At 35.9% G+C, this 23,193-nt stretch carries 20 protein-coding genes, 1 tRNA gene, 1 pseudogene and 2 riboswitches; of the genes and pseudogenes, 14 read left to right on the top strand and 8 right to left on the bottom strand.

Translation table 11 applies throughout. The annotated features are described in order from the left end of the window. The first annotated feature begins 13 nt into the window (after positions 1–13). Positions 14–1,453: an anion permease gene (locus tag EV694_RS01750; RefSeq protein WP_132688365.1), complete on the top strand. Its 1,440-nt coding sequence runs from the start codon at positions 14–16 to the stop codon at positions 1,451–1,453. Between the two features lie 128 nt (positions 1,454–1,581). Here EV694_RS01750 and dinB read toward each other — a convergent pair whose 3' ends face one another. Both dinB and EV694_RS01760 read right to left on the bottom strand, forming a co-directional pair. Further along, positions 1,582–2,655, bottom strand: coding sequence for a DNA polymerase IV (gene dinB / locus EV694_RS01755; RefSeq protein WP_132688368.1), 1,074 nt, complete (start codon positions 2,653–2,655; stop codon positions 1,582–1,584). Positions 2,656–2,726: 71 nt separating this feature from the next. Next, positions 2,727–4,326: pseudogene (locus tag EV694_RS01760) on the bottom strand (DUF2813 domain-containing protein). A 109-nt stretch (positions 4,327–4,435) separates the two neighbouring features. Here EV694_RS01760 and EV694_RS01765 point away from each other — a divergent pair. The 4 genes from EV694_RS01765 to thiI all read left to right on the top strand — a co-directional run bounded on the left by EV694_RS01765 (position 4,436) and on the right by thiI (position 10,483). Continuing rightward, the gene (locus EV694_RS01765; RefSeq protein WP_132688370.1) at positions 4,436–5,341 is read left to right on the top strand and encodes a LysO family transporter; all 906 of its coding nucleotides are present in this window, start codon (positions 4,436–4,438) and stop codon (positions 5,339–5,341) included. A 110-nt stretch (positions 5,342–5,451) separates the two neighbouring features. Continuing rightward, positions 5,452–6,255, top strand: a complete 804-nt coding sequence (gene map, locus EV694_RS01770; protein ID WP_132688373.1) for a type I methionyl aminopeptidase — start codon at positions 5,452–5,454, stop codon at positions 6,253–6,255. Between the two features lie 57 nt (positions 6,256–6,312). Then, entirely contained in the window at positions 6,313–8,901 is a 2,589-nt protein-coding gene (glnD, locus tag EV694_RS01775; RefSeq protein ID WP_132688375.1) for a bifunctional uridylyltransferase/uridylyl-removing protein GlnD, read from the top strand. 118 nt (positions 8,902–9,019) lie between these two features. After that, entirely contained in the window at positions 9,020–10,483 is a 1,464-nt protein-coding gene (gene thiI / locus EV694_RS01780) for a tRNA uracil 4-sulfurtransferase ThiI (protein ID WP_132688378.1), read from the top strand. 5 nt (positions 10,484–10,488) lie between these two features. Here the strand turns inward: thiI and EV694_RS01785 are convergent, their stop codons facing one another. Then, complete coding sequence (locus EV694_RS01785) at positions 10,489–11,412, bottom strand: gluconeogenesis factor YvcK family protein (protein ID WP_424580038.1); 924 nt, start codon at positions 11,410–11,412, stop codon at positions 10,489–10,491. A gap of 199 nt (positions 11,413–11,611) precedes the next feature. Beyond that, positions 11,612–11,754, top strand: a riboswitch (molybdenum cofactor riboswitch). Between EV694_RS01785 and moaA the strand changes: the two genes are divergently transcribed. The 5 genes from moaA to EV694_RS01810 all read left to right on the top strand — a co-directional run bounded on the left by moaA (position 11,743) and on the right by EV694_RS01810 (position 14,542). Further along, a complete protein-coding gene (gene moaA, locus EV694_RS01790; RefSeq protein ID WP_132688384.1) occupies positions 11,743–12,756 on the top strand; it encodes a GTP 3',8-cyclase MoaA in 1,014 nt (337 codons plus the stop codon). Its footprint overlaps the riboswitch before it by 12 nt. Positions 12,757–12,774: 18 nt before the next feature. After that, entirely contained in the window at positions 12,775–13,269 is a 495-nt protein-coding gene (moaC, locus tag EV694_RS01795) for a cyclic pyranopterin monophosphate synthase MoaC (protein WP_132688387.1), read from the top strand. Beyond that, the gene (moaD, locus tag EV694_RS01800) at positions 13,266–13,511 is read left to right on the top strand and encodes a molybdopterin synthase sulfur carrier subunit (RefSeq protein ID WP_132688390.1); all 246 of its coding nucleotides are present in this window, start codon (positions 13,266–13,268) and stop codon (positions 13,509–13,511) included. Before moaC ends, moaD begins: the two co-directional genes overlap by 4 nt. Beyond that, positions 13,512–13,970, top strand: a complete 459-nt coding sequence (gene moaE / locus EV694_RS01805) for a molybdopterin synthase catalytic subunit MoaE (RefSeq protein WP_132688393.1) — start codon at positions 13,512–13,514, stop codon at positions 13,968–13,970. It abuts the gene before it with no gap. Between the two features lie 287 nt (positions 13,971–14,257). Continuing rightward, on the top strand, positions 14,258–14,542 hold the full coding sequence (locus EV694_RS01810) for a hypothetical protein (protein ID WP_132688396.1): 285 nt from the start codon (positions 14,258–14,260) through the stop codon (positions 14,540–14,542). Between the two features lie 187 nt (positions 14,543–14,729). Here EV694_RS01810 and EV694_RS10835 read toward each other — a convergent pair whose 3' ends face one another. Then, positions 14,730–14,882: a hypothetical protein gene (locus tag EV694_RS10835; RefSeq protein ID WP_165865482.1), complete on the bottom strand. Its 153-nt coding sequence runs from the start codon at positions 14,880–14,882 to the stop codon at positions 14,730–14,732. Between the two features lie 743 nt (positions 14,883–15,625). On the opposite strand from EV694_RS10835, the gene EV694_RS01815 reads away from it, so the two are divergent. Then, the gene (locus EV694_RS01815; protein WP_132688398.1) at positions 15,626–16,237 is read left to right on the top strand and encodes a DedA family protein; all 612 of its coding nucleotides are present in this window, start codon (positions 15,626–15,628) and stop codon (positions 16,235–16,237) included. A 446-nt stretch (positions 16,238–16,683) separates the two neighbouring features. Here the strand turns inward: EV694_RS01815 and EV694_RS01820 are convergent. From EV694_RS01820 to EV694_RS01830, 3 genes are all read right to left on the bottom strand, one after another. Next, positions 16,684–16,769, bottom strand: a tRNA-Leu gene (locus EV694_RS01820). 116 nt (positions 16,770–16,885) lie between these two features. Next, entirely contained in the window at positions 16,886–17,722 is an 837-nt protein-coding gene (gene purU / locus EV694_RS01825) for a formyltetrahydrofolate deformylase (RefSeq protein WP_132688401.1), read from the bottom strand. Between the two features lie 66 nt (positions 17,723–17,788). After that, the gene (locus tag EV694_RS01830; RefSeq protein ID WP_132688404.1) at positions 17,789–18,187 is read right to left on the bottom strand and encodes an H-NS family histone-like protein; all 399 of its coding nucleotides are present in this window, start codon (positions 18,185–18,187) and stop codon (positions 17,789–17,791) included. Positions 18,188–18,411: 224 nt separating this feature from the next. Then, positions 18,412–18,589, top strand: a riboswitch (Lysine riboswitch). 83 nt (positions 18,590–18,672) lie between these two features. Here EV694_RS01830 and EV694_RS01835 point away from each other — a divergent pair. The 3 genes from EV694_RS01835 (at position 18,673) to tyrA (ending at position 22,605) form a co-directional block, all read left to right on the top strand. Next, positions 18,673–20,205, top strand: coding sequence for a Na+/H+ antiporter NhaC family protein (locus EV694_RS01835; protein WP_132688407.1), 1,533 nt, complete (start codon positions 18,673–18,675; stop codon positions 20,203–20,205). 222 nt (positions 20,206–20,427) lie between these two features. Continuing rightward, entirely contained in the window at positions 20,428–21,483 is a 1,056-nt protein-coding gene (locus tag EV694_RS01840) for a 3-deoxy-7-phosphoheptulonate synthase (protein WP_132688410.1), read from the top strand. A 3-nt stretch (positions 21,484–21,486) separates the two neighbouring features. Continuing rightward, the gene (gene tyrA / locus EV694_RS01845) at positions 21,487–22,605 is read left to right on the top strand and encodes a bifunctional chorismate mutase/prephenate dehydrogenase (protein WP_132688413.1); all 1,119 of its coding nucleotides are present in this window, start codon (positions 21,487–21,489) and stop codon (positions 22,603–22,605) included. Between the two features lie 48 nt (positions 22,606–22,653). Here tyrA and ybaK read toward each other — a convergent pair whose 3' ends face one another. Further along, a complete protein-coding gene (ybaK, locus tag EV694_RS01850; protein WP_132688416.1) occupies positions 22,654–23,136 on the bottom strand; it encodes a Cys-tRNA(Pro) deacylase in 483 nt (160 codons plus the stop codon). Positions 23,137–23,193: the final 57 nt, after the last annotated feature.

Consider the following 23,193-nt stretch of genomic DNA (forward strand, 5'->3'; position numbering starts at 1 on the left):
TTACGAGGAAAATATGGCATTAAGTAAATTGCAAAAAGTTGCGATATTAGTGGCAATTCCCATTATTATCGGCTTACTCCCAGCTCCAGATGGTTTACCTTTAATTGCGTGGCGATTATTTGGTATTTATTTAGCAACAATCGTAGGGCTAGTCATTAAGCCTTATGGCGAACCGGTAATTTTATTAGCCGCCGTTGCGGCCTCTTCTGTGGTTATTGGCAATACCGCAGGTGCCGGCGAGTTAGTGAAAGTCTCACAAGCCCTCAGTGGTTATCAATCAGGGACAACTTGGTTAATCTTTACGGCTTTCACATTAAGCTCCGCTTTCGTTATTACAGGATTAGGTAAACGCATTGCTTATCACATGATTGGCTGGCTAGGGAGTACCACCTTACGTTTAGGTTATGTCACCATGTTCCTAGATTTATTATTGTCTCCAGCGACACCTTCTAACACCGCAAGAGCAGGGGGAATTATTTTCCCTATTATTAATAGTATTGCTGTAGCATTAGGTTCTACCCCAAATGAAAGCCCTAAAAAGGCAGGACGTTATTTATTAATGAACGTTTATATGGTAGTAAAAACAACCAGTTATATCTTTTTAACGGCAATGGCGCCTAATGCCTTAGCCTTATCCCTAATGGCACCGATTTTAGGCTTTAATTTAGATTGGATCCATTGGTTCCTCGCCGCTTCTGTGCCAGGATTATTATGCTTATTTTTAATTCCATTGGTCGGTTATATTATTTGCCCACCCGAATTAAAAGAAGTGGATAATAAAGAAATTGCCCGCAAAGGCTTAGAAGAATTAGGTCCAATGAAATTCCGCGAAAAAGCCCTGATCGTCCTATTTATTGGTGCATTATTTTGCTGGATCTTTGCTAATGTATTAAATGTGAATGCCACAACAGTTGCATTAACCGTTATGGTGCTATGTATCATTTTAAATATCGTTGCTTGGGACGACATTCTAAAAAATAAAGCAGGTTGGAATACCCTCATTTGGTACGGCGGTATTATTGGTATGTCATCAATTTTAGATAAAGCAGGTTTCTTTAAATGGTTAGCCACAACCTTTGAAACCTATCTCAATTTTGATGGCCATGGCAATATTGCTTTAATGGTTATCCTCTTTATTAGTGTTGCTGTACGTTACCTATTTGCCTCTGGCGGTGCTTATGTTGCTGCCATGGTACCTGTCTTTGCCACAGTAGGTAAAGTGGCTGGCGCACCAGTAGAATTACTTGCTTTAGGGTTATTATTTACAAACTCTTATGGCGGAAGTGTAACCCATTATGGCGGCGGGCCAGGCCCAATTACTTTCGGAGCAGGCTATAATGATATTAAATCTTGGTGGGCAACAGGTGCCGTCGTCGCTTTCGGCAGTTTAATTATCCATTGCACAGTGGGTATCCTCTGGTGGAAATTTTTAATCGGTGCCGGCTGGCTGTAATGAAATATCATAATAGATAGTTGATAAATTCCCCTATGCTTTGGTGTAGGGGAATTTATATAACTAATCTATTTTTCCCAGATGTTTGCCTTTACACCTAAATTTTATATTCATCTTACCGTTTAAACTTACCACAAACTCATCTGCTGTTGTTGCTTTGTTTCAGTTAATTGAATATGCAAGCCAATTAAACGAATTTTACGATCTTTTCTTCTTGCCCAAATTTTTTCAAGTAATTGTTGAAAGTGAGCTTGGCTAAAAATCAGGTTATTTTTTTCTAAGGTAGTCAGTTGAAAATCTTCAAATTTGAGTTTGATTCCTAATTTATATTTTTTCTGTAAGTTAATTTCTGGGTATTTTGCCAGGCGTTGTTTAAGTTTTTGATAAAGTTGCTTAATAATGGGTAAGGCTTGCTGAATATGAGCGATATTCTCAAGTAAGGTCATTTCAGTACCTAGTGATTTAGGCTGGCTTGGTGGTTTTACTGCCCGTTCATCAATACCATGGCTAAAATTCCAAATTTGTTGTCCGAATTTTCCAAAGTATTCAAGTAAAAAATAACGGGGAGTTTGTTGAATATCCGCACAGGTGATTAATCCTAGTTTTTTGAGTTTATGGGTTGTGACTTTTCCAACGCCAGGGAGCGCTGAAAGGGGTAAATGTTTGATAAAGGTTGCCATATCATTGGGGGAGATAAGATATTGCCCATTGGGTTTATTTTTATCTGACGCTATTTTGGCAAGAAATTTTAGGGGAGCAATACCCGCTGAAGCCGTTAATTTTAATTCATTAGCAATTTGTTCACGAATTGCTTCGGCGATCCAAGTCGCCGATCCTGAGTGTTGTCGGCATTCAGTAACATCTAAATAGGCTTCATCGAGCGAAAGTGGCTCAATGAGGTGGGTATATTGTTGAAAAATTTGGTGTATTTGTTGTGATACTTGCCGATAAAGTGGGAAGTTTGGTGGTACAAGAATAAGTTGCGGACAGCGTTTTATCGCTTCAGCCGAAGACATCGCACTATGTAAACCGAATTTTCGTGCTTCATAATTGCAAGTGGTTAATACGCCACGTTGTTCGGGTTTTCTGCCAACCGCAATGGGTTTTCCTACGAGGGTTGGGTTTTCTCGCATTTCAATGGCGGCGTAGAAGCAATCCATATCAATGTGAATAATTTTGCGATATGTCGGTATATTTGGCATGATAAATTTATAAAGTGCGGTCAAAATATGGTAAATTTTAACCGCACTTTACTGTATATACAACCAGTTTTTTAGTTTTCTTTGCTGAATGCCAGCACTTTAGTAAATAAATGGCGAAATAAACTAGGAATCGCGTTTTTGCCACGTTTACGCATTTCGGCACAAAGTGCAAGGGCTAAATCGGGTTTTGAAGTGCGTTGAATGGCACGTTGAATAATTTTGCTGGTTGGGTATTGATTTTTATACACTTTCCAACGAGCTAGACGAATAAAAACTTCATTAAACCCCTGTGCATAAAAATAATGTTCAATATCTTTTTTAGGTAATATGGTGATCCGTTGCGAAAAACGGTCTTCTTCCGATAGCATATTTTTAACAATTTCACTGTATTTTATGCCTGCTTCATCACCATCAGTGAGAACATACCATTGAATCCCCATTGCTTTTGCATAGTTAATAAGCGGTTTTAACCCCGATTGAGCAAACTCAACCAGTCTAATACCATATATTTCTAAAGGAATATCCAGTAACTTTGCTAATTCAGATAAAATCCAGACTTCAGTTTCTCCTTCCACTAACTAAAATCCACATTCGTGCAAATAACGCAAGGCTGCGATTGTAATGTATATGAAAATTAAGTCGGCGTAAGTCTTCTTTACTCAGTTGATTTGGCTTAAGCTGGTAGGCGAGCGTATGATTTGGCTGGCGAACTAAACGACAAAGAGAGGTTAATTCTACTTGAGCCAGTAAATCCACAGAATTTGTGGTAGTAATACGTTGAATGGGTAAATTCTGTGCTAAATGCCAAGCAATCGCCATCATTCTTGGGTGTAAATTCGCTCCGAGATCTTCAAATAAAATAATAGGGCGTGTCTTTTTATTAAAATGAATATTTTGGTGCGGAATAAATAATGAAGAAAGTGCTTGAAATAATCGTTTTTTTAAAGCCTGATTATTAGGCTGTTGTAATTTTGGGATTAAGGATTGTGCTTTATGCCAAAGCAATGAAGTATCTTTTAATTGATTAATCAGCTGGCGATATTGATCTTGTTGTAAAAAATAATAACGTAATAATAAAGCGACAGCCCTAATTTCCTCTTGGTTTTTTTCTTGTTCAGATGAATGATGAGATTCAAGTAATAAGGGCGAAAGTTGATGAAAATCGCGTTGTAAACGTGCATCGCGAAAACGATAAACAGGGTGTTGACTAATTAATGAATAAACCAATTTTTCGGTTGGAATGTGTGGAATAGGATCGCCTTGTGCATTTAAAAAACTATAATCGGTGATAATCCGATTATCCTCAAGCCAATCTCCTGTTACCCGAAAATAAATACGTTTGCCTTGCCCTTGTTGTGGGGTTACCATAACTTGTTGATAGAGTAGGGTATCTTTTTGTGCTGTCTCGCCTTGATAGTCTTCGCAGAAACTAAATAATAAGGTCAAATGGCGATGTTGTTTTGTGTCTTCTCCTCCTTGATATTCAAGATGAAAATCCTCATGAGTAAATTGATAAAGGCTCTGATTTGGATTAAAAATTAAACTGAGTGCGGATAATAAACTGGATTTTCCCCAAGCATTCTCGCCAATTAATACCATTTCGGGGCGTAATTGCATGGATAAACGATTGATACCCCGAAAACTAACAATATCAACTTTATGCAAATACATCGTGATTTTCCTTATTATTGAGATAAAAATAATGCGAAATTAAACCGCACTTTGCTATAATCTCGCGTTGATTTAGCTTAACATTTTTTAATAAAAAAACGAATTTATTATGTTTGAAGGATTACTGATTATTCTTGTTCCCATGTTTTTGGGATATTGTTTTAAAGTGAGAAAATTTTTACCCCTTATTAACCAACTTGTGATGTTATTACTTTATATTATTTTATTTGTGATGGGGTATAATCTTGGGCAATTAGAGAATATTATACAAACACTGCCATTAATTGCTTCTTCGGCACTCATCTTTGCTTTTATGATTAATGGTTTTAATCTTTTAGGCTTAATCCTTTACGGCAAATTTCAGCAACAAAAACCACTTCAACATCATAAAGCCAGTATTTCTCGCTGGCACTTACTATTTGATTCATTTAAACTTTGTAGTACGGTCATTATTGGTTTTATTATAGGGATGCTAACTCAAACCTATTTCACTTTACCTAATGACACCAGCACATATCTTCTTATTGTGCTTATCTTTTTCGTTGGCATTCAACTACGCAATAATGGTATTTCATTGATACAGGCTTTTTTTAATAAACAAGGTATTTATACTGCACTGATTATGATCATCACCTCCTTATTAGGCGGCATCATTTCTGCATTATGTTTGAATTTACCTATGGCACAAGGTCTTGCGATTGCTTCAGGATTAGGCTGGTACACCTTATCAAGTATTATTTTAAATGATGCTTGGGGAGCGGTTTTTGGTAGCATTGCTTTTCTTAACGATTTATTAAAAGAAATATTAAGTTTATTTTTAATTCCATTGTTAATGGTACGTTTCCGTTCTGCTGCCATTGGCGTGGCAGGAGCAACGGCATTAGACTGTACTTTACCGATTATTCAACGTTCGGGGGGCATAGAGGTTGTTCCTCTCGCGATTAGTTTCGGTTTTATTACAAATATTATGGCACCAATTTTATTGGTGATTTTTAGTTCAATGCCGTTGGGTTAAAAATATATTAGAAATTCTCTAAAACTTATCATAAATAATCTAAGGTAATTTAACTAATAATTTGCTATACTTCCCCCAATTTTTATTCATAAAAAGATAGAGAGTAATAAATGAATATCCCATTAAGAAATCCTGAAGAAATTGAAAAATTACGCGAGGCTTGTCGTTTAGCAGCCGAAGTGCTTGTTATGATTGAGCCTTATGTTAAGGCGGGTGTCAGTACGGGGGAATTGGATCGTATTTGTCATGATTATATGCTAAATACACAAAAGGTCATCCCTGCTTGTTTAGGTTATCATCATTATCCTAAAGCCACTTGTATCTCTTTAAATGAAGTGGTGTGTCATGGTATTCCAAGTGAGGATAAGATACTGAAAAATGGCGATATTTTAAATATTGATATTACTGTTATTAAAGATGGTTATTTTGGCGATAACTCTAAAATGTATATTGTGGGAGAAACCAATATTCGCAGTAAAAAATTGGTTGAAGCGGCACAAGAAGCACTTTATGTGGGATTGCGTACCGTTAAACCGGGTATTCGCTTAAATGAAATTGGGCGAGCGATTCAACAATATACGGAAGCACAGGGCTTTAGTGTAGTGCGTGAATATTGTGGGCATGGTATAGGCACAGAATTTCATTGTGATCCTCAGGTATTGCATTATTATGCGGATGATGGCGGGGTGATTTTGCAAGAGGGAATGGTGTTTACCATTGAACCTATGATCAATGCAGGAAAGAAAGAAGTACGTTTAATGAAAGACGGTTGGACAGTGAAAACCAAGGATCGTAGCCATTCTGCTCAATATGAGCATCAAATTGTGGTAACAAAGCAAGGTTGTGAAGTGATGACTATTCGTGATGAAGAAGTGCAAGCAGGACGAATAACTCGCTTTATGGTAAATGGTTAATAAAATTTCGGCTTGTTCTATACAAGCCTTTTTCTTATCTTTTTATTGGGTGGAAAAATGGCATTCTTATCTTATATAGCACAACAAACGCCAAGCGTAGAACAGATTAAACAACAAAAAAATCATTTAACGCAAAGAGAGTTAGATACCTTTAATCAAGAGAATGTGTATGAGCTTATTGCTCAACGTAGTCAGTTTTATGATGAGCTTTTATGTCATCTTTGGCAATCTTTTGGGTTAAATCAATGCCAGGATTTAGCACTTATTGCCGTTGGCGGATATGGTCGTCAGGAGATTTTTCCACTTTCAGATTTAGATTTTTTAATCTTGAGCCAAAATGCCATTTGTTTTGAAACTGAACAAAAAATTGCGCAATTTATTCAATTTTTATGGGATTGCCATTTTGATGTGGGGCATAGTGTGCGTTTGCTTGAACAATGCCTTGAGGAGGGGAAAAAAGATCTGAGTATTGCGACAAATTTATTAGAAAGCCGTTATTTATGTGGTAATTTGCATTTGTTTCAACAATTAGAAAGTGCGGTGCATAATCAGTCTGATTTTTGGCCCGCGGTGGATTTTTTTCAAGCCAAGTTAGAGGAACAAAAGCAACGTTATCAACGCTATCATAATACCAGTTATAATTTAGAACCTGATATTAAAAATAGCCCCGGTGGGTTGCGAGATTTGCACTTATTGTATTGGATTGCTTTGCGGCATACCAAAGCGAAAAACTTGGGAGATATTTTACAATCAGGCTTTATTTATCCTGAAGAATATGCTCGTTTACAGCAAAGCCAACAGTTTTTATTTCGTACACGTTTCGCCTTGCATTTAATTTTAAAACGTTATGACAATCGTTTACTCTTTGATCGCCAGCTAAAAATAAGCCAAATGTTGGGGTTTGGCGAGGGTAATCAAGGGGTAGAAAAAATGATGAAAGTATTTTTTCAGAGTTTGCAACATATTGCCTTATTAAGCCATATTTTACTAAAACATTATCAAGAACATTTTTTAACGCCAGCCCATCAAGCAAGTGCGGTGGATTTGGACGAAAATTTTTGTTTAGTTGGACAAAGCCTACTTTTAAAAAAATCCTCTCGTTTTACCCAGCAACCTGAAAGCATTTTGGATTTATTTTATTATCTTACGCAATATCATAATGCGGATATTCATTCAAAAACCTTGCGTGAATTGGTGATTGCCTTAGATCAATTTACCTTACCACTTTGTCAAAATGCGAAAGCAAGGGAGAAATTTATACAGCTTTTAGAACAGCCTAATGCGATTCATCGTGCATTTTTTCCTATGCACCAATATGGTGTATTAACCGCCTATTTACTACAATGGCAGCCTATTGTGGGGTTAATGCAATTTGATTTATTTCATACTTATACGGTTGATGAGCATACCTTAAGGGTGATGTTAAAACTTGAAAGTTTTTTGCAACAAGAAAATCGTGCCTCACATCCACTTTGTACCCAATTATTACCGCAATTAGCGGATCGCCGTTTATTATATTTAGCCGCATTATTTCACGATATTGCCAAGGGGCGGGGTGGGGATCACGCGGAACTTGGCGGAGAAGATATGCGTGATTTCGCCATATTACATGGTTTCAATGCTGAACAAACTGAATTAATGTGCTGGTTGGTGCAACAGCATTTATTAATGTCCATTACCGCACAACGGCGTGATATTCATGATCCTGATGTGGTCTTAGCCTTTGCGGATAAGGTAAAAAACCAACAATATTTAGATTATTTAGTGTGTTTAACGGTGGCAGATATTTGTGCAACCAATAGTACGTTATGGAATGATTGGAAACGCACTTTATTATTTACCCTATATCAATATTGTTCTCAGCAATTTCATCAAGGTATGCACCATCGTTTAGATTATCAACAACAAATTGCCCAAAATCGCCAACAGGCAAGTATGTTATTAAAAACAATCCCCCCAGAATCCTTACAAACACTTTGGCAACCTTGTCCTGATGAGTATTTTCTACGCAATACGCCAAAACAAATTGCTTGGCATAGCCAATTACTTTATGAAAACCAAGATAAATTGATCGTTAAAGTCAGTAATAAGTTCGCCAAAGGGGGGACTGAAATTTTTATTTATTGTGCAGATCAAGCGAATTTATTTCATAAGGTAGTGAACATTATTGGTGCTAAAAATTTGAGTATTCATGATGCACAAATTATTACTCGGCAAGATGGTTATGTTATGGACAGTTTTATTGTGTCAGAGCTTGATGGCGGTTTAGTGCGTAGTGAACGGCGACGGGCTTTAGAAAAAGCCTTATACCAAGGGTTAAGTCAAGAAATAACAGTTTTAACGCATCAACGGCAAAACTACAAGTTACAACATTTTAAGGTTCCAACCCAAATACGATTTTTAAATACTCATCGTTTGGATCATACGGAAATGGAGTTGTTTGCTTTAGATAATGCTGGCTTATTGAGCAAAATTAGCCAAGTTTTTGTAGAACAACAGTTAAATTTGCTAAATGCCAAAATTACCACTGTAGGAGAAAAGGCGGAAGACTTTTTTATTTTGCTTAATCATGAGGGCAAAGCCCTTTCCCCTGAGCAACGCCAGCAATTAGAGCAAAAACTGATGAAGTTATTATCCAGTGACTAAATATTAACGTGACAATGTCACATGTTATAAAAAATAGTCCATGAGTTTGCTATGGCACTTGGGGAAATTTTGTTATAATCCGTCCCATTTTAAATTCATTATTTACTAAAACAATCCTATGAAATTTATTATTAAACTTTTTCCTGAAATTATGATTAAAAGTGATTCCGTTCGGAAACGCTTTATCAAGATTTTAACCAGTAATATTCGTAATGTATTAACCCGTTTTGATGAGCAGGTCGCTGTGGTACGCCATTGGGATTATATTGAAGTGCGGTCAAAAAATCATGAGAATTTTGATGGATTAATTGAACAGTTACAACGTATTCCTGGGATTCATCATTTTTTAGCGGTAGAAGAAAAGCCTTTTTCTTCTTTGCATGATATTTTTGAAAAGACGTTGGCCGAAGTGGCTAGCCAATTAGAAAATAAAACCTTTTGCGTGCGAGTAAGACGCAAAGGAAAACATGATTTCAATTCTTTAGACGCGGAACGTTATATCGGCGGTGGCTTAAATCAACATATTCCCTCAGCCAAAGTCAAATTAACACGTCCAGATATGACAGTACGCATTGATATTGAACATGATAAAATGATGTTAATTAAATCCCGTTATGCGGGGATTGGCGGCTATCCTATTGGTACACAGGAAGATGTATTATCCTTAATTTCGGGCGGTTTTGATTCAGGGGTATCCAGTTATATGCTGATACGCCGTGGTTGTCGTGTTCATTATTGCTTTTTCAATTTAGGGGGCGCAACTCACGAAATTGGGGTAAAACAAATGGCTTATCATCTTTGGCAACATTATAGCCAATCCCATAAAGTCCGTTTTATTGCCATTAATTTTGAATCTGTCGTTGGGGAGATTTTAGAAAAAATTGATAATGGGCAAATGGGCGTGGTATTAAAGCGTATGATGGTGCGTGCGGCAAGCCAAGTGGCAGAACGTTTTGGTATTCAAGCCTTGGTGACCGGCGAGGCTTTAGGACAGGTGTCTAGCCAAACCTTAACCAATTTACGCTTAATTGATGAGGCGGCGGATTGTTTAGTTTTGCGTCCGTTAGTTTCTCACGATAAAGAACAGATTATCGCCTTAGCTAAGCAAATTGAAACTGAAGATATTGCAAAATCGATGCCTGAATTTTGTGGGGTGATCTCTAAAAATCCAACGGTCAAAGCGGTTAAAAGCAAAATTGAACAAGAAGAACAGCATTTTGATATGAATATTCTACAAAGTGCGGTGGAAAATGCACAAATTTTAGATATTCGTCAAATTGCAGAACAAACGGCGCAATCAGTAACAGAAGTGGAAACCGTTGCCGTATTGGCACCACAGGATATTATTATTGATATTCGTAGCCCAGAAGAAGTGGAAGAAAAGCCACTGGTATTAAGCAGCTCTCATCAAATTATTACTTTGCCATTCTATAAATTATCAAGTCAATTTGCGACGCTGCCACAAGATAAAACCTATCTTTTATATTGTGAAAGAGGCGTAATGAGCAAATTGCAAGCCTTATATTTACAAGATGCAGGTTTTAATAATGTTAAGGTATTTCGCATTGCCCCACTTAATTGAAACAACTATAACATTTTCAATAAATCAGTAATTGCCTGACATAATAAATGCCGATCATGACGATATTGCACATCATCGGCATTTAATTGTCTTTGTAACCATAAAGGTTGTTTATCGCCGTTAATTTTCTCATAGGGTTGCTGTGTTGTAGTAATAATGCCATCAATAATGGCTTTTCCAACATTATGGTGAATCCAATTAATCCGTTGAGCAAGGGAAAGTTTCGCGGCAGGACTATGTTCAACGCCTAAATTATCAATAAAAATTATTGGGCATTGTTTTTGGCGTAAACATTGTTGCACCTCTTTTAGCAATAACGGCGGCATAATGCTGGTAAAAAAACTGCCCGGGCCAATAAGAATTAATTCCGCTTGTTCTAATGCGGTAATGGCTTCTGGTGTTGCGGAGACCAGAGGAGTGAGTGCCAATGATTGCGGTAATTCCTTAAGGTTATCAATATTCACTTCCCCTAAAATTTGTTGCCCTGAAGATAATTGTGCCACGAGATGAACCGGGGTTTCGGACATAGGAATAATAAAGGATTTTACCTTTAATAAATCACGCACCAAATTTACCCCTTCTAAAGGACGAATTTGCATATTTTCTAATGCGGTTAGCATTAAATTGCCTAGATTATGCCCCGCAAGCTCACCTTTACCGCCAAATCGATATTCAAATAGGGTAGAGGCGGTACTCGGTTCGGTGATAATTTGGTTTAAACAATTACGCAAATCTCCCCAAGCTATTCCACCATAATTTTCTCGAATTCGCCCAGTAGAACCGCCATTATCTGTGGTTGTAACAATGCCTGTGAGTTTTTCTTGCATAAAATTTAAGGCTGAGAGAATACGCCCTAAACCATGCCCACCACCAATGGCAACAATATGTTTTAAGTCCGTTAGTGGAGTAGAGGGATTCTTTAATAACATCATAAGTCTCAAATGAATAATTTGCTCGGCAAGATAGCATTTTTTACTAAAGAGATAAATAAGTGAGAGAATTTTTTCATTGTATATTTACTTATACAGCTAATCTCTCCGTTGTGATAAATATGTTTACCTCGATCAGGTTATTTTCCCCTTGCAGATTGTACATTTATTTTTTTCTATTCTAGAATGTTGTTTATTTATTTTTGCATAACTCCGAGCTTGTTGACCTAAACTTTTTTATTGAAATAGCATGGTTTGCAAGCCGACAAATTTTTGTCCAAGGATAAGATTGGAAACGATTTATCCTCTCGTATTTAGAAAGGTGTCTTAATGCAACATATTCCCGTTAAGTCGTTGGAGGCTGACCGTTTGGTTGATGCTTTCCAGCGTGAATATTATTATCTTCGTTTATCCATTACTGATGTTTGCAACTTTCGTTGTAACTATTGTTTGCCTAATGGATACCAGCCAGAGAAAAACAAACCTCATTTCTTAACGCAAGAAGAAATTATCCGTATAGCCAAAGCCTTTGCGGCAATGGGGACTGAAAAGATTAGAATTACAGGCGGTGAACCCACTTTACGCAAAGATTTTTTATCCATTGTGGAACAAATTCATCAAATCAATGACATCAAAACCATTGCCCTCACAACCAATGGTTATCGTATGGCGAAAGAGGTAGAGCTGTGGAAAAAAGCAGGGATTACTTCCATTAATGTGAGCTTAGATAGTTTAAATCCTAATATGTTTTATGCGATTACTGGTGAAAATAAATTTTATCAAGTGATGCGTGGGATTGAGCGTGCTTTAGAAGTGGGTTATGCCAAAATAAAAGTGAATGCGGTATTGATGAAACAACTTAATGATCGTGAGTTTGATCAATTTTTAGCTTGGATTAAAGATAAACCCATTCAAATGCGTTTTATTGAATTAATGCAAACAGGAGATATGGATCACTTTTTCCAACAATATCATTTATCTGGTCAATTATTAGAAAAAAAATTATTACAACAAGGTTGGCAATTACGCCCTAAAGGACGAACCGATGGGCCAGCTAAAGTGTTTCATCATCAAAATTATCAGGGCGAAGTCGGGCTTATTATGCCTTATGAAAAGAATTTTTGTGCCAGTTGTAATCGTTTAAGGGTTTCTGCTCGTGGCAAATTGCATCTTTGTTTATTTGGCGAAGAGGGGATTGCCTTAAGAGATTTGTTACAATCTGATGAGCAACAAGCTCAATTACAAGCACGTTTATTTTCGGCATTACAACATAAACGGCAGCATCATTATTTACATTATGGCGATACTGGCGTGCGTGCTAATTTATCGACAATTGGTGGTTAATTAATAAAGGAAGATAAAATGACAGAATTTACTCATATTAATGCACAAGGCGAAGCCAATATGGTTGATGTTTCCTTGAAACAAGATACGGTACGAGAAGCCAGAGCGGAAGCGATAGTGACAATGTCACAAAAGACCTTCACGATGATTTTAAATGGGCAACATCATAAAGGCGATGTATTTGCGACCGCCCGTATTGCAGGCATACAGGCTGCAAAAAAAACATGGGAGCTTATTCCATTATGCCACCCTTTATTATTAAGCAAAGTTGAAATTAGCATTACGCCATTACCTGAAACACACCAAGTGAGAATAGAAAGTCTTTGTAAATTAACGGGCAAAACAGGGGTAGAAATGGAGGCATTAACTGCCGCAAGTGTTGCCGCTTTAACTATTTATGATATGTGCAAAGCTGTACAAAAAAATATTGTCATTGAACAAGTACGCTTACTGGAAAAGTGCGGTGGAAAATCAGGTTATTTTAGTGTACAAGAATTAGGTAAAAAACAATGATAAAAGTATTATTTTTTGGTCAAATTAGAGAGTTGGTGAATACCGATGAATTAATGCTTGAACCTCAATTTGAGCATATTCAACAATTATTGGATTTTTTGATACAAAAAGGCGATAAATGGCAATTTGCTTTACAGCAAGGCAAAGTGCTTGTGGCCGTTAATCAAGTATTATCTGGCTTAGATACCCCCATTCAAAATGGTGATGAAATTGCATTTTTTCCGCCAGTAACAGGAGGCTAAGTGAATAATAAGATCAAAATTAGTGTCAGTGAAGCAACTTTTGACCAAAATAAAGAATATCAATGGCTTGCTCAATCACAATCTGTAGGGGCTGTTGTGATTTTTGTTGGAAAAGTAAGAGATCTTAATTTAGGTGATCAGGTATCACAACTGTATTTAGAACATTATCCTGCAATGACAGAAAAAACATTGCAAGATATTGCCAAACAAGCTCAACAACGTTGGGATATTCAAGCGATTACAATTATTCATCGTGTTGGGCAATTAAAGGCAGGTGATGAAATTGTCTTAGTCGGTGTCAGTTCCGCACATCGTCTTGATGCTTATCAAGCCAATGAATTTATTATGGATTACCTAAAAACCAAAGCACCATTTTGGAAAAAAGAAACAACTTCCTCAGGCGAACGCTGGGTTGAAGCAAAACAAACGGATGAGGAAGCGATGGGAAGGTGGGGCTAATTACATTTACTTTTACCTTATAGTTAAATTACCTTATAACTAATTTCGCATAATGTAAGTGCAGATTATGTTACAATTCGAAGCACGATATAATAGGCTTGCCCATCGTGCGAGAATTTATACATAATCTGCGATTATGCGAATTTAGTTATAAAGGGTTTTGTAATGGGAAAATTACATAATAATGCTGAAAATTTAGTGCTAAAGTTATCGCTTAGAGACCTGGAATTACTAGTGAATAGCTTAAAAAGAACCTAATCAATCACTATTGGACGCACTAATATTGTATGGCAAGTATAACGCTAAAAGATATAACTCCACGCCATTTTTACGAAACTGTTAAACTTTTAAAAACAACAGATTACCGTATCTACATCACTCTCAATACTGTAGAAATTCGTTTGCCATATAGTAATTTTGAGACTATGGAAGAGACAGTAAAACGTTTTGATCAAATGGAACACGTTCAAGCATTTTTAAATGAGTTAGTTCATTCTACTGTGCCTATTGATTGGGATGAATTTATAGAGAATTTTCATTATAAACCTAGAAATAAATTTTATCGGAAATAATAATGCCAGTAATGTACTGGCATTATCTTTTATAGTAACTCTATAGTTATATAGTCACTACCTTATTTGATTAGGCGAATTACATTATCTGTACTTCTCATTTTGGTTCTTTCTTTTTCTGTTTATAAAATATACGAAAAAGTTCGGGGGGTTCTGTTACACCCGAACTTTGGTGCGGTTTTCCGCATTATTTTTTTCTATTTTTTTTATTAATGTATTCAAAATAGTCTTCATCTGAGATGTGTTTTAACCCTTTTCTGATCAAAATTTTTAGAACTTCCGTATCTTTAAGGCTTACTTTTGTCAGTATAGTTACTTCATCAATATGCTTAGCTGGCATGTATAACTCCTTAAATGTGATATGGATCGAGAATTCTATCATTTCTTATAAAAGAACAGGACTTTGGTTATCAACTCCCTTTATTGGGAGATTTCGGCTTTGTCGGTGTTCATATTCAAACTGGCGAACAACAAGAAGGGATAAGAATTCCTACTTTTCATCACAAGGGCAGTTTTTGTGATGTAGTTTCTATAAAAATTAATGGTTCAATTTTAACAATGAGCGGTAATCCAAGCCGTTGGAATAGATAACATATTTTAATGGTAACCCTAAAAAATAAAAGCTCACGCCCGCAAGAATGAGGACGTGAGCTTTTATTTTTTAGGGTTGAACAAGCGTAGCGCGTTAGTTTAGATATTTACTTTACATTAAGATGTTAATGAGAACATTCCAATAAAAATCATTGTGACAGGGTTTAATATCATAAGATGTTACCTTGCTTAATTGGATTTTGTTACTTGTGCATAACTCTGTGGTTTTATTGAGATACACTTTTTTATTACCTTATAACTAATTTCGCATAATGAATATTATGTTAAATAACGGAGAAAGTATTAGGAAATAGGAAATTAAAATATATACTTACTTGTGGATATTCTTGTTACTCCCCTATTCCTTTATTACACAAACTCAGTAAAAAATCTCAAAATTTGTGACGGTTATCGAAAATTTACAGTAGTATTTTGTCGTTAAAAAAGGCAAAATAGACTTCTTAGATTAAAATAAATAGAAGATTTAGCCCCATGGAATTACTGATTGATTTTTTTTCAAATTATGGCTACTGTGCGGTACTTTTTGTATTGATTATTTGTGGTTTTGGTGTCCCTATTCCTGAAGATATTACATTAGTTTCAGGGGGAATTATCGCAGGGCTTGGTTATGCCAACCCTCATATTATGCTTGTTGTCAGTATGTTTGGTGTACTATTTGGTGATAGTGTTATGTATTGGCTCGGACGTATTTATGGGGCAAAAATATTAAGAGTAAGAATTATTCGCCGTTTTATTAATGTGCAACGTTTACGGTTAGTTCGTGAAAAATTTGATAAATATGGCAACCGAGTGCTTTTTATCGCACGTTTTTTACCAGGATTACGTGCCCCTATTTATATGATTTCAGGGATTACACGCCGTATCAGCTACATGCGTTTTGTTTTAATTGATTTTTTTGCTGCAATTATTTCTGTTCCTATTTGGGTCTATCTGGGTTACCATGGCGCAGCCAATTTAGATTGGATTGAGCAACAAATTAAACGCGGACAAGTGGGGATTTATATTATTATTGCTATTGTTGCACTTTATGTAATTTTCAAGCTGTTCCGCTCTAAACAACATAGAGCATCAAATAATAGATAGTTGATAAAAGTTGATTATTGATTTAAGCCTTATGTTGTCTTAACCATAGGGCTTCAAGTTACTTTGTAATAAAATTTTTACCTTTCAAAACAAATTAAATCCCACAGAAATTTGATTTCATTATTCTCAAGGAAAACAGACGTATAAAGAGCTTGCTATTAAATATCAATGTTCTGTTAAAACAATTCAAAGATATATTGATAAATCCCCGAAAAATACTTTAAATTTACCCTCATCAACTTATTTAAATATTATTATGGATACCACTTTCTTTAAGCGAGATTTTAGTGTGTTAGTGTTAATGGATAGCCTGACAGAAAAAGTGATTTATCATCAAATTGTAAAAATAGAAAGGAATATTTATTATTAATACAGAATTAAATATGTTAAAGGAAAAGGCTATATTATATTATTAAATTACCTACTATGATCAGCATGAATTTATATGGTGCCTAGGGTCGGACTCGAACCGACACGTTTATTCAACGGCGGATTTTGAATCCGCTGCGTCTACCAATTTCGCCACCCAGGCAGTCAATGGTGGAGATTATACAATGCTAAATATTGATTGCAAGAAAAAAATGAGACAAGTTATTTAATTGTGTTAAATTTCAACAACCCAGCAGATTGACTACTGGGTTGATAATATTAAAATACAATGGTTTTATTTTGGAATACAAAAATACGATCTTGTAACGCAAGATCTAAAGCTTTACTTAGCACCGTTTTTTCAACATCTCGCCCAGCTTTCATCATAGCTTCAGCATTATAGGTATGATCAACATTAATAACATTTTGCAAGATAATTGGGCCTTGATCTAATTCATTATTAATAAAATGTGCTGTTGCGCCAATAATTTTTACCCCTCTTTCATAGGCTTGATGATAAGGTTTTGCCCCAATAAAAGCAGGTAGGAATGAATGATGAATATTAATGACACGATTAGGATAACGACTTACAAATTCAGGATTAAGTACACGCATATATTTAGCAAGCACAATATAATCAGGTGAATATTCATCAATTTTATCAGCCAATAATTTATCATGTTCAACACGTGTTAAGTTTTGATGGCTAATGCAGAAAAAAGGAATATTAAATTTTTCTACTAATGATCTTAATGTATCGTGATTACCAATAACAGCGGCAATTTCAACATTTAAACTACCATAATAGTTTTTCATTAATATATCGCCAAGGCAATGCGCTTCTTTGGTTACTAAAATAACAATACGTTTTTTTTGTTTACTAATTAATCTGCAATTTGTACCTTGTGGTAAAGCAAGATTGAGATCTTCTAAGAGTGTTTGTTCATTAAAAATCCCTTGTAATTCAGTACGCATAAAAAAATGCTTTGTCTCAAAATCAACGAATTCATTATTATGTAGAATATTTAATTGATGTTTATAACAAATATTGGTTATTTTTGCGATTAAACCTTTATCATCAGGGCAATCGGTTAATAGAATTTTATTTTCAATCATCATTTATTTCTCTAATAAAATAATAAAACCCATATATTATGGGTTTTATGGTAATAAGACTGTTGATTAAATTTCAAAAGAAGATAAGGATTTTCCTGCATCTACTGCTTGTTTAATTGCTTTAGGCATTCTTCCTTGACCTGTCCAAGTTTTGACAACGCCGTTTTCTTCATATTGGTACTTGGCTGCTTTTGGTTCTCTTTTTTTACGTTTAGGGGCTTCGCCACCTAATAATTCAATGAGATCTTCGGCATTGATACCATCTTGTTGTAATAATTCTTTATATTTTTCTAATTTTTCTAAGCGTTGTTGTTCTTTTGCTTGTAACTCAGCAGCTTCTTGATGTTTTTCTTTTACTACTAAAGTTAATTTTTCTAAAATAGATTTTAACTCTTCTAAAGAAAGTTCACGAGCTAAAGCGCGTAGGCTACGGATATTATTCAATGTTTTTACTAGGTCAGACATAAAATTCCTCCTTAATTCATTTAATGATGTTTGGGCAATTATAATAATTATAAGAATAATAGCAATAAAAAATTATAATATTCACTTTAATTTTTTATTTATTTTATTTTTAGATTAATGGTAGCATCGGTTAATCTTAATTGGACTGGTTAAGAGAAAATATATCATATTAATAAGCAAATTCTATTGTCATTTCAGGCATATTATCGTAATCTTAGCACTTCCGCATATGTAGAGGCGCAAATGTTATAAGTATTTTTTCTGAGCGGATAGCGATGAAGGAAAAGGAAAGGAATATTTGCCGAAATCAATCAAAAGTCATTTTGATTGGTTGGGGGCGTTATTGAAAGGTACGTCACTGCCATAGTATGTTTATGTTCACTATGGAGCGCTACTGTTTAGATGGTTTAATTCACTAACCTGTTATAATCAATTTGGTTATTTCTTTCAGTAGATCTCCCTTATTTTATTGTTAGGTAGAGGTCATGCAACTCATTAATTATTCTACGTCCATTTGGTCAATTATTCCGCCGTTATTGGCATTGAGTTTAGCCATTACCACACGTAAAGTGATTTTTTCACTCAGCGTTGGTATTTTGGTTGGGGCATTAATGCTTGGCGGTGGTAATTTACTTACTTCGTTAATTTATCTTAAAGACAATATTTTATCCTTAGTCTATGATGTGGAAGCACAGGGATTAAATGCGGATAATATTAATATTTTAATTTTTTTATTATTATTGGGAATATTAACCGCACTTTTTACTTTATCAGGCAGTAATCAAGCCTTTGCAAATTGGGCAAAAAAACGCATAAAAGGGCGACGTGGTGCAAAATTAATGGCGGCATCATTAGTCTTTGTGACCTTTATTGATGATTATTTCCATAGCTTAGCCGTTGGCGCTATTGCACGTCCCGTTACCGATAAATTTAAGGTTTCTCGTGCTAAACTGGCTTATATTTTGGATTCAACTGCCGCACCTATGTGTGTATTAATGCCTGTTTCTAGCTGGGGAGCTTATATTATTACCTTAATCGCAGGATTATTAGCCACTTATTCTATCACTGATTATTCGCCAATCGGGGCATTTATGGCAATGAGTGCTATGAATTATTATGCGATTTTTTCCATTATTATGGTTTTCCTTGTGGCTTATTTTTCTATTGATATAGGTTCAATGGCGAGACATGAACAAGCTGCTTTAGCCAAAGAGCATGATGAAAATGAAGAGATTGTTGTGACAGGAAGAATGCGTAATTTGGTATTCCCTATTGTGGCTTTAATTGTTGCTACTGTGTTTATGATGATGTACACAGGCCATCAAGCATTAAGTTTAGAAAACAAACCTTTTAGTGTTTTAGGGGCATTTGAAAATACAACGGTGGGGATTTCTCTTGTTTTCGGTGGCGTAAGTGCTTTAGTGGTGTTAACCCTTTGTATTATTGCTGGCCGTCATATTGATATGTCCACTTATTTTCGTGCTTGGATATTAGGTATGAAATCCATGTCAGGAGCTATTTTAATTTTGCTTTTTGCTTGGACAATTAATAATGTTGTTGGCGATATGAAAACGGGGGAATATTTATCTACGCTCGTATCTGGCAATTTTGCCATTGAATTATTACCTGCATTGCTATTTATATTAGCAACAGCCATGGCATTTGCCACAGGAACAAGCTGGGGAACCTTTGGAATTATGTTACCGATTGCAGCAGCGATCGCAGCCAATGCAGCACCAGAATTATTGCTTCCTTGTTTATCTGCTGTAATGGCAGGGGCTGTTTGTGGCGATCATTGTTCGCCAATTTCAGATACCACTATTCTTTCTTCTACGGGAGCAAAATGTGGTTTAATGGATCACGTCACAACCCAATTACCTTATGCCATGTTAGTAGCATTATCCACTGTAGTAGGTTATCTTGTGATTGGATTTACCTCTTCAATGTTGTACGCCTTTATTGCTACAGCAATTATTTTTGCACTGCTTATTTTGCTGTGTAGAAAAAAATCAGTTTAGTTCTTATAAAACCTGCCAAAAGGCAGGTTTTTTCTTAAAGTGCGGTCAGTTTTAAAATAATATTTGTACCACTTTATATCCCACATCTTACTTTAATTGCCCCCTAGGCAAAATGGTGAATTTTGCCCATTGTCTTTTTTAAATTATTATGTATTATATTTATTACATTTGATGTAATGATTATTTTACATTTATTATTTAAAATATTATAAGGAGTGAAATATGAATAAAGATAGCTTACACAATGTACATATTGTTGATGAAAAAGTTTTAGTAACCCCCTATGAATTAAAACAAAAATTACCCCTTTCCTCGCAATTACGCCATCAAATTGAACAATCTCGTCAAGAGATTGCCAATATTATTCATAAGAAACAAGATAAATTATTGGTAGTTATTGGACCTTGTTCTATTCATGATCCTCAGGCAGCTATTGAGTATGGCAAAAAATTGGCACAGCTTGCCTCTGAGCTGTCAGATAATCTTTACATTGTTATGCGAGTCTATTTTGAGAAACCACGCACAACGGTCGGTTGGAAAGGTTTGATTAATGATCCTAAAATTGATGGCTCTTTTGATGTTGAACATGGGTTACATATCGCACGAGCTTTATTAATAGAATTAGCCGAATTAGGCTTGCCATTAGCCACAGAAGCCCTCGATCCTATTACACCACAGTATATGGCAGATTTATTTAGCTGGTCAGCAATAGGTGCGCGTACCACAGAATCCCAAACCCATCGAGAGTTAGCCTCAGGGCTATCAATGGCTGTTGGCTTTAAAAATGGGACAGATGGCAGTTTAGCAACAGCGATTAATGCGATGAAAGCGGCATCAATGGGGCATAGTTTTATCGGTATTAATCAACAAGGACAAGTGAACTTGCTTCATACGGAAGGTAATCCCGATGGACATGTTATTTTACGCGGTGGAAAAATGCCTAATTATCAAGCGGAATTTGTGGCACAATGTGAAATTGAATTAGCTAACGCTGGATTAGAACAGGCGATTATGATTGATTGTAGTCATGGTAATTCCAATAAAGATTATCGCCGTCAGCCTTTGGTTGCAGAAGATGCGGTTCAACAAATTTTAGCAGGTAATCGCTCAATTATTGGATTAATGTTAGAAAGCAATCTTTATGCAGGAAATCAAAGTGCGGATCAACCTGTTAGCCAAATGAAATATGGTGTTTCTATTACCGATGCCTGTATTGATTGGCAAACTACCGAAACCCTATTACGCAATATTGCAAACAAATTAGCACATAAAGGATAAATTATGAATGCACTCAACGCATTACGCGATGAAATTGATGAAACGGATCGCGCTTTATTACAATTACTTGCCAAACGTTTAGCTTTAGTAAGCAAAGTCGGCGAGGTCAAACATCAATATGGCTTACCGATTTATGTACCTGAGCGTGAAGCGGATATGTTACAGGCAAGACGACAAGAGGCTGAAAAACTAGGTGTTCCGCCCGATCTGATTGAAGATATTTTACGCCGAATAATGCGAGAATCTTATACCAATGAAAATCATTTTGGCTTTAAAAAACTCAATCCTGCCATTCAAAAAATTGTGATTGTGGGCGGAAAAGGTAAACTTGGCGGATTATTTGCTCATTATTTCCAATTATCTGGTTATCAAGTGGCATTATTAGGGCGTGATGATTGGCATAAGGCGGAAGATATTTTAGCCCAAGCGGATGTGGTGATGGTCTCTGTGCCGATTGCAAACACCTTAGAAACCATAGAACGCTTGCAGCCTTATTTAACCGAAAATATGTTATTGACGGATTTAACCTCCGTCAAATCTGCACCTCTAGCGAAAATGTTGAGTGTACATAAAGGGGCTGTCGTTGGTTTACATCCTATGTTTGGCCCTGATATTCCGAGTATGGCAAAACAAGTGGTTGCACGCTGTGATGGCCGCTTTGCGGAGCGTTATCAATGGTTACTCGAACAAATGGCAATGTGGGGGGCAATTATTTATCCTGTTGATGCCAAAGAGCATGATCATAGTATGACTTATATTCAGGCACTACGCCATTTTGCCACCTTTGCCAATGGCTTACATCTTTCCCAACAACCCGTTGAGCTTGCTCAATTATTAGCACTCTCCTCCCCGATTTACCGCTTAGAATTAGCGATGATTGGACGTTTATTTGCCCAAGATGCCAGCTTATATGCGGATATTATTATGGACAAACCAGAAAATTTAGAGGTAATAAAATCATTACGAGATAGCTATGATGAAAGTCTAAAATTCTTTGAGCAAGGCGATAAACAAGGCTTTATTGCCACCTTTGAAAAAGTTCATCAATGGTTTGGTGAATATTCTGAGCTTTTTATGAAAGAAAGTCGGCATTTACTCAAACAAGCTAATGATTTTAGGTAAGAACAAGTTTTGCCGTTCCTATGGGAACGGCTATATTTTTATTAAGTCTTATTCCTCTACTTCTAACAGATCAGCAAATTGTGCATTTAATGCTTTCGCTAAACATTGTGGATCGATTTCTATATCTAGCCCACGTTTTCCGCCAGAAATAAAAATTGTTGAAAAACTGACCGCACTTTGATCAATGAAGGTTATCAATTTTTTCTTTTGCCCTAAGGGACTAATGCCACCAATTAAATAGCCTGTGGTTTTTTGTGCCACCTGTTTATCCGCCATTTCAGCTTTTTTACAGCCTAAAGCTCGTGCGACCTTTTTTAAATTTAATTGATAAGCCACAGGAATGACCATAACCGCTAATTTCTTTTGATCATTATTTTGAGCAATAAGTAGGGTTTTAAAGGTTTGCAAAGGGGATAATCCCAATTTTTCTACGGCTTCTTCGCCAAAGTGAGTATTATTCGGATCATGTTGATAACTGTGTAATTGGAAAGCAATTTTGGCTTTTTTTAAAAAATCTACTGCTGGTGTCATAGCATATTCCCTGATTCTTGCATAAAATAGTAGGGATATTTTAGCGTGGAGAAAAAA

It is taken from the genome of Volucribacter psittacicida, assembly GCF_004339025.1.
Lineage (GTDB): Bacteria > Pseudomonadota > Gammaproteobacteria > Enterobacterales > Pasteurellaceae > Volucribacter > Volucribacter psittacicida.